This window comes from Paenibacillus baekrokdamisoli (genome assembly GCF_003945345.1).
In the GTDB taxonomy this organism is placed as follows: Bacteria; Bacillota; Bacilli; order Paenibacillales; family Paenibacillaceae; genus Paenibacillus_Z; species Paenibacillus_Z baekrokdamisoli.
Map to the genome: position 1 here is coordinate 165,516 of NZ_AP019308.1, position 15,315 is coordinate 180,830.

General features: G+C 42.4%; 6 protein-coding genes. All 6 read left to right on the forward strand.

Annotation, left to right across the window (positions count from 1 at the left end; all coding sequences use genetic code 11):
• Positions 1 to 303: 303 nt before the first annotated feature.
• The 6 genes from EKN16_RS00690 to EKN16_RS00725 all read left to right on the forward strand — a co-directional run bounded on the left by EKN16_RS00690 (position 304) and on the right by EKN16_RS00725 (position 14,935).
• Entirely contained in the window at positions 304 to 4,185 is a 3,882-nt protein-coding gene (locus EKN16_RS00690) for an RCC1 domain-containing protein (protein ID WP_164522616.1), read from the forward strand.
• 864 nt (positions 4,186 to 5,049) lie between these two features.
• Positions 5,050 to 5,973: a helix-turn-helix transcriptional regulator gene (locus EKN16_RS00695; RefSeq protein WP_164522617.1), complete on the forward strand. Its 924-nt coding sequence runs from the start codon at positions 5,050 to 5,052 to the stop codon at positions 5,971 to 5,973.
• A gap of 48 nt (positions 5,974 to 6,021) precedes the next feature.
• Positions 6,022 to 7,416, forward strand: coding sequence for a serine hydrolase domain-containing protein (locus EKN16_RS00700; RefSeq protein ID WP_125653246.1), 1,395 nt, complete (start codon positions 6,022 to 6,024; stop codon positions 7,414 to 7,416).
• 431 nt (positions 7,417 to 7,847) lie between these two features.
• Positions 7,848 to 9,587, forward strand: coding sequence for an ATP-binding cassette domain-containing protein (locus EKN16_RS00705; protein ID WP_125653247.1), 1,740 nt, complete (start codon positions 7,848 to 7,850; stop codon positions 9,585 to 9,587).
• A 1,051-nt stretch (positions 9,588 to 10,638) separates the two neighbouring features.
• Entirely contained in the window at positions 10,639 to 13,704 is a 3,066-nt protein-coding gene (locus EKN16_RS00715; protein WP_164522618.1) for an S-layer homology domain-containing protein, read from the forward strand.
• Between the two features lie 901 nt (positions 13,705 to 14,605).
• Positions 14,606 to 14,935, forward strand: a complete 330-nt coding sequence (locus EKN16_RS00725) for an NAD(P)-dependent oxidoreductase (protein WP_232016144.1) — start codon at positions 14,606 to 14,608, stop codon at positions 14,933 to 14,935.
• The last annotated feature ends 380 nt before the right edge of the window (positions 14,936 to 15,315 follow it).

A 15,315-nucleotide genomic window follows, 5' to 3' on the forward strand; every position in this document is an offset into this window, starting at 1 on the left:
CAAGCTTAGAGTTGAAGGTGAGCTTGATGTGCTCGATCTGTCCTGTTGTATCATACGGACAAGAGCTTCAAGAAGTTGAGGCTGTTCTCCCCCCTCTCCCATAAAAATATCCCCCATTCGGGGGATATTTTTATGGGAGAAAACCCTTTAAACTAACAGACAGCAAAACAGCTCGATAATTGTCATATTTTGCTGAGGACGATGGCCCGCCAGCACATGCCATTTGATAATTAGGAAGAGTAGTGAAGGTCTATTACCAGTATGAAGGTTTTGCAAATATCAGAAATCATCAGGAGGCATATCGTGAAGAATAAATTAATCAAAAAGTTGGTAGTATCTGCAGTCATTGCATGTCTATTATTCTCATCATTTGGTGTGGCATTCGGTGCCACGGCATCAGAGACAACGGATATCAAAGGACATTGGGCAGAAAGTCAAATTTCAGCTTGGATCGACTCGGGCCTTATTAAAGGATATGAAGATGGCAGTTTTAAACCGGATAATAAAATTACAAGGGCAGAATTTATTGCATTAATCAATCGTGCGTTTGGATTTACAGAAAAAGCAGAGATTGCGTTTCATGATGTAGCTTCAGGGAACTGGGCTTATGCTGAAGTAGCGAAAGCTGTAAAAGCAGGATACATCACTGGCTACGCCGATGGAAACATTGGAGCGGGCAATCCGATCAGTCGGCAAGAAGTTGCACTAATTGTAAGCCGATTATTGAAGTTAGATGCGATAGATAACGAGGCCGCAGCAGCTTTTCTGGATGCAAGTAAATTTGCAAGCTGGAGTAAGGACGCCATTGGCGCAGTAGTAGCCAAGCAGATCATGACGGGCTATGATGCAGATCATACCTTTAAACCTGCTGCTTTCATAACTCGTGCAGAAGCTGTAGTTACGTTGGATCGCGCAAAAGCGTTGCAAGCAGTCGTTTACGACAAGGCGGGCACTTATGGTCCTGCTTCAGGAGTAGAAAAGGTCAATAAGAACGTAGTCGTGAATGTAGCTGGAGTAACACTGCAAAATATGGTCATTAACGGTGACTTATTATTGGGCGAGGGCATCGGCTCCGGCGATGCTTTCTTAGAAAACGTCAAAGTAACGGGGAAAGTAACCGTCCAAGGCGGCGGCGAGAACAGTATCCATTTTAACAACTCTGTACTTGTTGATATTATTATCGATAAAAAATCGGGTACAGGGATTGTACGGATTGTTTCAGAAGGAACAACAACGGTAGCGCTAGTCGTAGTCAATTCCCCGGCAATAATTAAAGAAACGAACTCAACGGGTACAGGTTTTGGCAATGTTAACATAAGCTCCGCCCTCCCGGCAGGTTCAAAAGTAACCTTACAAGGCTCATTTAACACGGTAAATGTCAGTGCTCAGCAAATTCAAGTCGATGTCCCAGAAGGCACCATTCAGAATGTGAATGTAAATTCGACAGCAACAGGGATGTCATTCAACCTTAGTCAAGGTGCGACGATTAATTCACTTGTCTTGGATGCAGTAGTGAAAATGCTCGGTAAAGGTACAATCATAATGGCAACTATTAATACAGGTGGAGCTGGATCGACATTTGAAAATCCACCTACAACCAAAACGCCAACGCCAACGCCGACACCAACACCAACACCAACGCCTCATGCTCCAACTGCTACCAATGTTTCCATTAGTGGAACAAAGACCGCAGGACAAACTTTGACAGGGAGCTACACGTATGCAGATGAGGATGGAGATATTGAGAATGGAACGACCTACCAATGGTATCGTTCAGGTAATGTGGCTTTAACAGCCAATCCCATTTTGATTAGCGGAGCCACAGGCCTAACGTATGTCTTGCAAAATGAAGATGTAGGTACTTATATTTCATTTAAAGTAACACCGAAGAATGCGACAGCTCCTACAACTGGTTTGGCAGTAGAGAGTGCAGCGACTACAGTTATTAAAATGGCGCCTGCAGCACCTACTGCAACGAATGTTTCAATTAGTGGAACAACGACTGTAGGACAAGCCTTGACAGGCAGCTACACCTACGGGGATGTCAATGGAGATTCAGAAGATGGGTCAACTTATCAGTGGTATCGTTCGGATAATGCGGAATTAACAACCCATCACGATTTGATTGACGGAGCCACAGGCTTAACGTATGTATTGCAAAGTGAAGATGCAGGTAAATATATTTCATTTCAAGTAACACCGAAGAATGCGACAGCTCCTACAACTGGTTTGGCAGTAGAGAGTGCAGCGACTACAGTTATTAAAATGGCGCCTGCAGCGCCTACTGCAACGAATGTTTTAATTAGTGGAACAACGACTGTAGGACAAACCTTGACAGGCAGCTACACCTACGGGGATGTAAATGGAGATTCAGAAGATGGGTCAACTTATCAATGGTATCGTTCGGATAATAAGGAATTAACAACCCATCACGATTTGATTGATGGAGCCACAGGCTTAACGTATGTATTGCAAAGTGAAGATGCAGGTAAATATATTTCATTTCAAGTAACACCGAAGAATGCAACAGCTCCTACAACTGGTTTGGCAGTAGAGAGTGCAGCAACAACAGTTATTAAAATGGCGCCTGCAGCGCCTATTGTAACGAATGTTTTAATTAGTGGAACAACGACTGTAGGACAAACCTTGACAGGCAGCTACACCTACGGGGATGTCAATGGAGATTTAGAAGATGGGACAACTTATCAGTGGTATCGTTCAGATAATGAGGAATTAACAACCCATCACGATTTGATTGAAGGAGCCACAGGCTTAACGTATGTATTGCAAAGTGAAGATGTAGGTAAATATATTTCATTTCAAGTAGCACCGAAGAATGCAACAGCTCCTACAACTGGTTTGGCAGTAGAGAGTGTAACATCAACAAGTATCCTAGCAGTACCTACGGTTTCTATTGATGGAAATCTTTCTAATTACATGCCGATCATCACTATAGGAAATTTAGTAGTCGGAAATAATGTCACTGTTTATGATACAGACGGTACGTCGGTTCTAGCTTCTGGTCAATCAACAGACACAACAATGAAGATTGCAATAAATGCCTTAACGCCAGGAACACATGAGATAACAGTGAAGTCAACGAATCAAGCAGGAACTTCCAGTGTCTATTCACAAAAGCTAAACTATGTAGTCGAAAATATTGCCATATTGCCGCAAAATCGGTTGTCAGAGGGTGCAGGCCATATCGTAGTCCTGGAGAAAAATGGTCAAGTATCGACGTGGGGGGCTAACTGGAACGGACAAATTGGTGATGGAACGCAAGCGACTCGTACAACCCGGCTTACGGTTCCAGGCTTACCAAACAATATTATCGCCGTGCAAGGCGGCTTTGGTCACACACTTGCCTTGACATCAGAAGGCCGAATCTGGCAGTGGGGTAGAAGCACTACTCAGTCACCTTCTATCGTCAATGGAATTGATCATGTGATCGCAATTTCAGCAGAAGGCGGTACGATTTCCTTAGCTTTAAAAAGTGATGGAACGGTTTGGTCTTGGGATTCGGGAGAAACACCTGTCCAAGTAGCCGGTTTGGATCATGTTATTGAAATTCAAGGCAGGTATGCATCCTCATATGCTTTAAAATCGGATGGTACAGTTTGGGCTTGGGGCTATAACGCTAACGGACAACTCGGTGACGGAACAACAACAAACAGTGCTGTGCCTGTTTTAGTAACTGGCTTGCCGCATGTCGTTTCCATCAAGATGGGGAATCAACATGGCTTGGCGTTAACCGATACTGGAAGTGTTTATGCATGGGGATTTAATCAAAATGGTCAAGTGGGGAACGGAACAAACGTTAATCAATTAGTCCCTGTTCAAATCTCCGGTCTAACCAATATTACACTGATAAGTGCAGGAGCTTACAACTCTTTCGCAAGAGATGCGGCTGGTCAAATTTATTCTTGGGGTGGCAATTGGGCTGGGCAGTTAGGTTCTGGCAATTACAATAATACGAATATCCCGGCGATCATTAATGGGTTTACTAATGTTCTAGCCATCACCGGAGGCGGTGGCAATACAACGATTGCGTTAAAAGAGGATGGTACGGTCTGGACTTGGGGAGGCGGAGCAGATGGTCTACTTGGCGATGGAGGAAGTAATGGCCGAGGCATTCCCGGAATGATTGCTAATTTTAATTTACTCTTTCCAGTAATATCGGAATAGTTCATCAAGACCAAGTCGGCTTCACGAGCACCTTTATTTTACGAGGGATAACGATTGCAAGATAAAAATAACAGGCTGCCGCGGCGGCCTGTTATTTTTCCTTGTGCGCCCAGTATGAGCGATAACTTGGTGGTGAAAGTCCACTACAGATTTGCAAAGTCCTGAACCGACGAACAGAAATTACATATAAGGCTGATCCTACTGAAAAGCTAGGTTAGGGAAGGACTTGACGGTAAACAGTAATCTTAAGTTAAGAGGACAATTCATGTTGAAAGCAGATCACCCGAAAGGGGCTGCCGACGTATACCGAACGGTACGTATGGTGGAGTGAGAAGACGCAGTTAGCCACCCCCGCTTACTCGCTTTCCTTTAATCATTGCTCTCGCTCACCCTTAGATTTTCGGCAGTTTCTGGCTGCTGGTTCGAAAGGATTAATCTAATGGGCATAACAATGCTACAAATACTAAGGACAACCTTTCAAAGGTGTTGTCCTTTCCTTTCCTTCAAACAAAAATTCGCCATTACTTGTGATACGCTGAACCGTACCATAAATGATCAACCAGTAAGAACTGGTTGATCTCATAATACGAACGGGCAGGATAATGGAAACGATTTGTAGAAAAACACCTATAAATGAAAGCGACAAAAGTAGTGTGGGGCGGGTGGATTTCAGATCTGTAGATGCTACAGGGTCATTCGGCTACCCTCTCTAGCGATTTTTAATCTGGACAATTCTACCGGCAGTTGAATAAAGCGGATGTGACAATTCAACCAACGCTTGATAGGATGACGTTTTCGGAAATGTTATGCTGTTTTCGACAGTGCGCACTGTACATTTTGTTTAATCGGAGGTATAGGTATACGATGCTCGACTTACGAAAAATTGGAGCTTATATTTCGAAGCTTCGCAAAGACCAAGATCTGACACAATTGGAACTTGCCGATCAACTGAATGTAAGCCATCAAGCGGTATCGAAATGGGAACGGGGCGACTCGCTGCCGGATATCGGAACGCTTCCGCAGTTTGCGAGGTTATTCGGCAAAACGGTAGACGACATTTTACATGCAGGAGATAACACAGAAAATCGGGAGCACCAGCACCTAGGAACGATCGTTGAGGAGATCGCAGAGAACAAGCCGGAACAAGTTGCAGAGATGGTTAATACCGGAGAGGTAGAGGTGGAAGAGCTTGTAGAAGTAGCGCCGTTTGTAAAGGCAAGCGCTTTGCATAAGGTTACTGAACGATTAGACAGCAGCGTCCTTAAGTTAGACGTGATCATGAGGCTGGCGCCGTTCCTCAGAACAGATACATTGGATGATCTGGTTCGTCAGGGAGAAGGGAGCGAAATTGTGTGGAATGCTATTACCGGACTCGCTCCATTCGTTAGCAGTGACACACTAAGCCGACTGGTAGATAAATCGATTGACGGTTCCTTAGAAGTGCATAATCTTGTTGAAATTGCCCCGTTTCTTGGAAGAGGACATGTAGATCGGTTGGTACAACAAGTCGAAGAGGGTGGCTTGAGCTGGCATTTCGTTCAAGAGCTGGCACCCTTTATTAGCAGAGAGACACTAAGTCGTTTGGTAGACCGGGTTGTAGACGGCACCATCGATGCGAACCGGATCGTAAACCTCGCCCCTTTCCTGGACAGGGGAAATCTTGAGAAATTGATTGCTGGAGTCGAAGCTGAACATCTTAGCCCGGATCTGCTGGCAAGTCTTGCTCCTTTCATCGATCAAGGGACATTGAGCAGAATGGTGACAAACTTATTAAATAAAGTAAAGTAGACACCAAGGTTGAAATCATGTCTAATATAGCAAAGCGAGGGGAAATCGATGTCCAAAGCGGTTGAGGAAAGAATTGAAGCCATTATTCATCGTTTACTACCGGAAACAAATTATAAAAATAAATACGGCAAGGAAGCAAAGTTAGATGAACGAATGAAATATTATAACACGCCCGGGGTATCGATTGCGGTCATCAATAATTTCGAACTGGAATGGGCTCGGGGATTCGGGCTCCGGGAGGCGGGAAAACCCGAACCGGTAACCGAAACGACACTCTTCCAAGCCGGGTCGATCAGTAAGCCGGTTTTTGCTTTAGCGGTCATGCGATTAGTTCAGGAAGGGAGATTGGAACTTGATCGGGACGTGAATGATTACCTAAAGTCCTGGAAAATACCGTCTGTTTCAGGCTGGCAGCCAAAAGTGACGATTCGGCAATTATTGAGTCACAGCGCCGGGCTTACTCTTCACGGATTTCCCGGCTACGAAACAACCGATGAAATTCCCAATGTTGTGCAAATTCTGAATGGACAACATCCGGCTAATACCTTGGCCGTGGAAGTCAATCTCATTCCAGGATTGCAATTCCGCTATTCCGGAGGGGGCACAACTGTCGCGCAACAGCTTGTTGTAGATTGGTTGGGTCAACCTTTTGCCGAAATCATGAGCGAGTTGCTATTCAAACCGTTAGGTCTTACGAACAGTACTTTCGAACAGCCGCTGCCGCCCTACCGGCATGAGTTTGCCGCAACGGCACACCCTTGGAAAGGCAGGCCCCTCCAAGGCAAGTGGCATATCTATCCGGAAATGGCGGCCGCAGGCCTCTGGACGACGCCTTCGGATCTTGCCCGTTTAGGCGTCGAATTGCAATTAACATTGAAAAATAATTCGAATGTCATGCTTTCTGCGGACACGCTAAAACAAATGCTAACCTCCCAGGTCGAGGATCATATGGGCATCGGCTTTTTCCTTGAGGGTGAAGGGGAAAGCGGCCGTTTTGGCCATAGTGGGTGGGATGAAGGTTTCGTAGCCCAGTTCGTTCTATCCAAACATCTCGGTTTTGGTGCCGTCATCATGATCAACTCGAACGAAGGCAATCCAATGATTAAGGAAATCGAGCGAGCCATCGCGCGCGAATACGGATGGCCCGGATATTTTTCGGACAACATTAACGTTAATGTACCACCCAATATACTAAATGAATACGCAGGCGATTATAAAGCAACATCCGGACTGCAAGCCTCAGTCATACAGGATGGTATTGACTTGAGTTTGCGAATTCAGGAACTGTCCCCAATCCGGCTGTCTCCCGAATCGGAAACGAAATTTTCAACAGAGGGACTTAACGCAGTGGTCGACTTCGAAAGAAACGGTGATGGCCATGTGGTGGCATTGCATATTCATCAAGAGGGAAAATCATTCCGGGCGGACAAGCAATTCGGCTAAGTTGCGGAACTGTTCCATTAGCAAATGAATTAAACAGCTTTGTTATGGAGAATGATAATTCAGCGTATTTACATTTTGTTCAAAGAAAAGGTCATCCTTTGTGGGATGGCCTTTTGGACAAAACTTGCCGTTTCAGATAGCGCGGGGAACCGTTTCACAAGTAACGGCAAGTTTTTATTGTACAACTCGAATCGGAGCGAGATAAGATGAATAAGGTACATTTACAACCGGCAGAGATCAAAGTCGAGTTCATTCCGGCGCTTTTAAGACAGTTAAGGAGATAGCAAGGAACTTTGACCCCCAAGGGATGGGATACAAATGGATTGAGATTGGTTGTAAACAGTGTTACTCTAACAACGGTAAACTTATAATCTATGCTCTTCAATACATCCAATAATAGTCACCATTTTAGTTATAAGAAAGGTAATACTATGATAAAAGTTGAAAACTTATCCTTCTCATTTCCACAAAAAGAACTATATAAAAACATTTCATTTACGTTAGAAGAGGCACAGCATTGCGCTTTTATAGGAACAAGTGGCAGTGGGAAAAGTACACTGATAGATATACTGATGGATCCAGAAAGATATTTGTTCGAAGGCATGTTAGAGATGGAACCATCTTGTACACTCGGGTATGTAAGTCAATTCTCACATCTAGACCAAACTAAAGAAACAACCGTTTTTGAATATATCGGAGAAGAATTTATTAAGATACAAAATGAAATACAATCTATTTGTACCGAAATGGAAACATCATCGGATATTGAGCCGTTACTCGAAAAGTATCAATTAGCTTTAGACGCATTTGATTCAATCGGCGGCGATAATTTTGAAAGCAACATTAATAAGAAACTAAATCTAGCAAACCTCATGAAGCTAAAAGATCTTAGAGTATCCGACCTGAGTGGTGGAGAATTCAAACTTATTCAAGTGATGAAGGAAATGATTAATAGTCCCGACTTAATGATTATGGATGAACCCGATGTATTTTTAGATTTTGAAAACCTAAATGCGCTTAAAAATCTTATTAATGCTCACAAAGGAATACTGCTAGTTGTTACCCACAACCGATATCTATTGAATCATTGTTTCAACAAAATAATACACCTTGAAAACATGGAGATCCAAGAGTTTGATGGGCGATATATTGAGTATAACTTCTCATTACTTCAGACTAAAATTGAGTTACAGGAACTCACAGTCGCTGAGGAAGAAGAAATTGAAAGAAACGAGAACATTATCGATAATCTTAGAGCGACCGCAACCTATAATTCTGAAGCATCTAGAGGAAGAGCGTTAAAAGCTAGAGTTAGGTTTCAAGAGAGATTGGAAGCGAGTAGACTTAAAGCCCCATTTGTTGATATTAAGCAACCGATAATCAGTTTCGGTATTGATCATGAGATTGAAGACAGCATTGTTGTAAATGTCAATAATTATAGTGTAGCCTTTGATGAGTTGCTGTTAGAGAATGTTAAATTTGAGATAAAATCTACTGATAAAGTAGCTCTTATCGGTGCGAATGGTACCGGAAAAACGACGTTACTCCGAGAAATATTTAACAATAATCATGATTCCATTGAAATAAATGCGGATGCTAAAGTGGCTTATTTATCTCAACTTCAAGGTGAAATGCTAAAGGATTCTAATACAATTCTTGAAGAATTCATTGATGCTGGGTTTAACACTTATGATGAGATCAGATCGTATATTGCAAACTATGGCTTTGAAGGAGAAATCCTTAATCAAAAGATAGCATCTCTATCTGGTGGAGAAAGAAATATTCTTCAGTTGGCTAAAGTTTCTGGCAGTAAAGCAAACGTATTGCTTCTTGATGAACCGACAAGCCATTTAGACACCTATACACAAATCGCGCTGGAAAAAGCCATTGCAGACTATAAAGGTGCGATTCTCATGATATCTCATGATTTCTATTCTGTTGTAAATGGTATGGATTATGTATTAATCATTGACGATAAGACGATTAGAAAAATGAGTATACGAAAATTTAGACAGATGATTTATGCTAGTCATTTTGATAGAGACTATTTAGAAACTGAACAAAATAAAAAATCAGTTGAAATGAAAATAGAATTGGCTTTAAAAGATACTGATTTTGAACTTGCAAAAGTATTTGTTGATGAGCTAGAAGAGCTGATTAAGTTGCTATAAATTAGAACCCTCTCATGATGATGGTCGAAAAGTATCCATACAAAAGACACTGATGAATAGAAATCTCAGTGTCTTTTTGCTACATTAATTTTTAATAGCTCAGCATTTTATTTACAGGTATCTCCAGTATGAATAATCGAAGTTATACGACATAGCCTTTGCTACTTAAGTAATAGTAAAGATGTATGGCCTCTGAGACTTTACGTTTCAGGGGCTTTTTGATTAGAGACACGGCGCCCTACCGGGATAGCAATTTTAGTTGTAGAAAAATTAGAAGGGGTGGTACCCCTCGACTTCGCCATATAGATGTTACGGTTAACCGTATCACAAGTAGGGCGAAATTCTTCGCTAACAACGAAGCTACATTTCTACTCAAGTTGGCAACTGCAATCGAGAGGCAATGAATGAATTGTTTAAGATGTTTGCTATCGTTCGAACGGATTCGATCATCAACACGTTTACGAGCTAGGCTCGTCTGTAGCGAACCCCAATAAAGGCTGTAAAATGATGCCGGCACTCAGATTGAACTTGTGATACATCCCATTCTCATCCTTCCTCAGTTTTCAACGCCATAGGTATATTGTCACGTTTCACAATCGCAAACAAATGCTGTAGAAACGCACCATATTTCTATAAGAATTTATATAAATATAAGGATAAGTAGTTGATTTTTTTATGATTTTTTTGTAATCACTAGAGCCTGAATCGACGACTTGACAAAGGTTCCTTCTGCCAGAGAAGCTTCATGACTTCGCTTTCGGCTTCTGTAATGTGGGGAGGATTATTCATCGTTGTCACCTTTCTCAAAATGCTTTCGTTTATGGGTGAAAACAAACGATGTCAAGTAGGGAGTAGAACCTATCTCGTATCGCTCCCACTCATTATTACTGTATTACTGAAAGTATTGGCGCAACAGTATAGTTAGTTCATTACGCAGTCATTTACTCTAATTATCCCCCATTTTGGGGATAGTAATTATGTTGGAAATACTATACAGTTAAAGTGATGCGTCTAAAAGAGGTAAATAATGGGATTAAGGGGAGAAATAAAAATGCGGAAATTAGGAAGAAAAGTGACGATTGTACTGTTGGCGTTAATGATGTTAGTTAGTACTACGCAGCAATTTAGTATATTGGGAGAGAATAAAGCATCGGCTGCCGGGTTGCCAGACTTTGCTGGTGGGTCGGGAAGTTCATCTGACCCTTATCAAATTGAAACTGCCTATCAATTGAACGCTGTTCGTAATTATCCAAATTCTAGTGATCATTTCAAATTGACTAAAGATATTGACTTAATTAGCTATGGAAGTGGGGAAGGTTGGACTCCGATCGGAAGCTGGGATGTTAACGGCTTTAGGGGAACCTTTAATGGGAATGGAAAGACAATTAGAAACTTGAATATTAATAGACCTACTGTAGATTTTCAGGCATTGTTTGGACTTACAGAGAGAACAGCAACGATAAGTGACGTAAATCTTATTGATGTAAAGGTTATAGGGAAGAATAATTCAGCTAGTCTAGTCGCTCAGAATCAAGGTACTGTGGACAAAGTTTCCGTTTCTGGTGAAGTTACTGGTTTTAATAGCATCGGAGGATTGGTTGGTGTGAGCTCCTCTGGTAAGATAATAAATAGTAGCGCTAATGTCAAAGTTGAAGGCACTGATAATATAGGCGGTTTGATTGGGGATGCTAATAATCAAGAGAAAGTTGATAATAACTACGCTGTCGGTAATGTAACTGGGAAATTGAGTGTAGGTGGTCTGATTGGAGTAGGTATTGTTAATACTTCAATAAATAATAACTACGCTGTCGGCAATGTGTCCGGGGAAATGTATATAGGCGGTCTGATCGGTTACTCTGGGAATAATACTTCATTAGATAAAAACTATGCTACAGGCAACGTGAAAGGGAGTGCAGTTCAGGTAGGAGGATTAATTGGATATAGTAGTGATGAAGTTGTTTCAAACAGTTTCGCACTAGGAAATGTTACTGGTGTCAACTTAGTAGGTGGTTTGATCGGATTCAATTCAAACACAACGTTTAGTAATAATTATGCAACAGGCAAAGTAACTGGCAACCCTCATACAGGTGGATTGATTGGTTATGGTTCTAATGTAAGCAATGGTTTCTACAATAAAGAGACAACAGGTCAATCTGATACTGGTAAAGGCAATCCAGTATCGACAGCAGAAATGCGACTACAAGCAACCTACACAAACTGGACCTTTGATACTAGTACTTGGACGATAGACCCAGCGCATAATAATGGCTTTCCTTACTTGAGCAAATTGCCTAGTCCTGAGTATGTCGTCTATTCAGCAAATGGAGATACGGGCGGTGCAGTTCCAATATCTAAACTTCTTAGACAAGGTCAAAAAGTAATTGTAGACGATAATAGTGGAAACTTAACAAAATCAGGCTACACTTTCGTTGGTTGGAATACAAAAGCAGACGGTAGTGGAGATGCTTATGAACCAGGAGACTTGTATAATATCAGTATTGGAGCTGACATAACCCTCTATGCAGAGTGGTTACCGAATCCTCCAGTCCTAACAGCAGATACGACTGATAACGATATTATAAGTGATATAGAAATTACATTTGCTGATGATTCAACATGGAGAGATGAGATTACAGCAATATTTGCTAATGGGGTCACATTGAGAGAAGAGAATTACTCGAAAAAAGCAGGTAAGATTACACTATTTGCGAACGTTTTAGCTGCTAATACCTATACGATCATAGTAGTTGCGGACGGATATGTAGACGCAACAGTGCAACAGATCATTCATCCAAATCGTAATCTAAGTAGCTTAGTACTAAGTAGCGGTGTAATGAATGAGACATTTACTAGTGACAAGACGAGCTATACACAATCTGTGCAGTATGGAGTAACTAGCCTAAAGGTGACTCCTACAGTAGTAGAACCAACAGCAATCGTGAAAGTAGCTGTGAATGGTGAAGCTAGTGAGATTGTTACGAGTGGTGATGCAAGTGCTGCTCTTCCACTTAAAGTGGGAGCAAATACGATTACAGTAGCCGTAACGGTTGGGAATGGGCCATCTAAGGTTTATACGGTTGTCGTGACGCGTAATGCAGCGTCTACGAACAGTGGTGGTTCAATACCGATCATTGATACGAATGTAACATCATCCAATGGTACGATAACGATTCCAACAGGTAGTACAGGAAAGGTTACGCTAGACAATGAAGTAACGGTTGACATTCCTGTGAATGCTACGAATAAAGATGTAACAATTACGATAGAAAAATTGCTTGAATTGAACAACCTTCTAGCTAATGGTGAAATACTAGCTAGTCATGTATTCGAGATACTGAAAAACTTCCCGGGTAATTTCAGTAAACCAGTCACACTGACATTCGTGTTTGATCCTACTAAAGTGGGTAGTGACCAAAGACCAGCCGTATTCTATTATGATGAAGTGAAGAAGGTATGGGTGGAAGTCACGGGTGGTAAGATCAACGGAAATCGGATTAGCGTAGAGGTCGATCACTTCACGAAGTATGCGGTATTCGTAGTAGATTCAGCCACGAGCAAACCCGAAACCGACACAGAAGTTAAATTTAGCGATATCGCGGGACATTGGGCGCAGGCAAGTATTAAGCAAGCCGTATCCGGCGGCATCGTTAAAGGTTATACGGACGGAACATTTAAGCCGAATGCAACGGTTACCCGTGCAGAGTTCGCAGTTATGCTGATAAATGCGTTAAAGCCGCAAGGTAATGGAGCGGATCTGACTTTCACAGATAATGCGAAAATTGGGACATGGGCGCAGAAAGCTGTTGCTCAAGCGGTACAAGCAAATATTATTAAAGGCAATCAAGACGGCAGCTTCCGTCCGAATGCAGAAGTGACACGTGCCGAGATGGCAGTGATGATTGCCAACGCATTAGGTCAATCCGTCGAAGCGAATGCCACAACTAGCTTCGCAGATGATAAGGATATTCCAGCTTGGGCGAAGGGCAGTGTTGCTTACGTGAAGCAAGCCGGCATTGTACAAGGGAAAAGCGGCAACCTATTCGCCCCTCAAGACCATGCAACAAGAGCAGAGGCGGTAACGGTTCTGCTGAAAATGTTGGCACAGAAAAACAAGTAAAAGGATGCGTTAAAGGATTACAGAATGAGCCCCATTGATTGGGGCTCTTTTGTTGTGCGTTCTAGCAAATGTAGGCTTCCTTAAGTTTTTCGTGAGAATTTAATCGACCGAAGCGAACGCTGCATCAGGCTTCGCAGATGACGAGGGTATTACCTCGTGGCCAGCTTAAGTTAAATGGGATTTGGTGGACATATCAAAATCAACATCTTCAATAAATTCGATAATTTCTCCATTGGGACTGTGAATGACAGCGTTCTAAACGATCCCGGCACCAAACCATCGAGTAGGAGGGGGCGGCAAGCTCCTGACCTCTCAACACCGTATGTACCGTTCGGTATTGCCCCATTCAAAGGCTTTATCCTTGGAAACCCCCATGAGATAAAGCCTTTTTACCCGCATGACAGCCATACGTTTTTTCTTATCCAGAAATTCGCCGTTAGAGTGTTACGGTGATGCGTATCGCACATACTGGTACAGCGGAAAGTTGAGTTGAAAGTAGAAGCCACAATGTTAAAGTTACAGATGGGTGTTTAAGTTTTGGAAGTCGGCACTTGTGGAGTGCTGTGTGTCGCTAGTGAGGAAGTAGTTTGAAGTCACATTTACCTGAAAATCATAACGTTTAGAAAAAGCTCAAAGTGATAATTCTGAGCTTTTTCTTTACGAAATAAAGGGATAAACACGGGAATGCAGAATCTACTGCAAAGTGGTTTCCTAGGACATGTAGGCATCAAACGGAGAGGCTTCTTCAGGATCAATGGCTAATTTATAGTTTGAGGCCTATTGTAGTAGAATAATTAATAGTGATGTCATGCAAATACTGTTTTAAGGTACCCTATAAAAGGGGATTAGGAAGATCTCGAATTTTAAAAGGTAGCAAATCTCTCGGTAAAGGATGCAGTGCATGAACAAAACGGATCGTTTATTAGCCATAGCGCTTTTCGTCAATACGGCACGTGGTCCTATCGTCACAGAGCAGGCGCTGGTGGAAGAGCTCCGCACGGGACGTATTTATGCAGCCCTTGATGTTTACGATCATGAGCCGCTGGCTGCGGACCATGAGCTGAAGACGCTGCCGAATGTCCTCTGTTTACCGAACATTGGCGGATTTCATGGGCTGCTGAAGCGCGAGCTTTGCGATTTCATTGTCGATGAGCTGCACCGCTTTGTGCAGGGCGAAGCTTTAATCGGTAAAGTCACGCTGGATCAATACCGCAGGTTGACTCCTTGGTGAGGTGCAACAAATGCTACTGTTTTTTTTCAATGAAGAAATTTAAAAGCTGCAAGATGCCCCAAGTATCAGCAAATCTCTTAGCTGTTGACTAAACTTAACTCCCTTGTTACCCTGAATATGTGAGGATTTCCCCATGTGACTTCAACCTCCTAGTAGAGTGGGTAGGTATAGATAGAGGCTCCCTGTCAGGTGCTTTATAACGCCAGAAAGTATAAAATTTAGTGGTGATGGACAGGATCCAAATATTACTGGGCTAAGCATGCTAGCGAAGGCCAATGGAAAACATCTGATTCATTTACAAGCTATCGAAACACTTGTGCTTCGCATATTTCAACATTTATTGAGGATAGTTAGAGACAAAAAAACCTCCTTCACCTGGA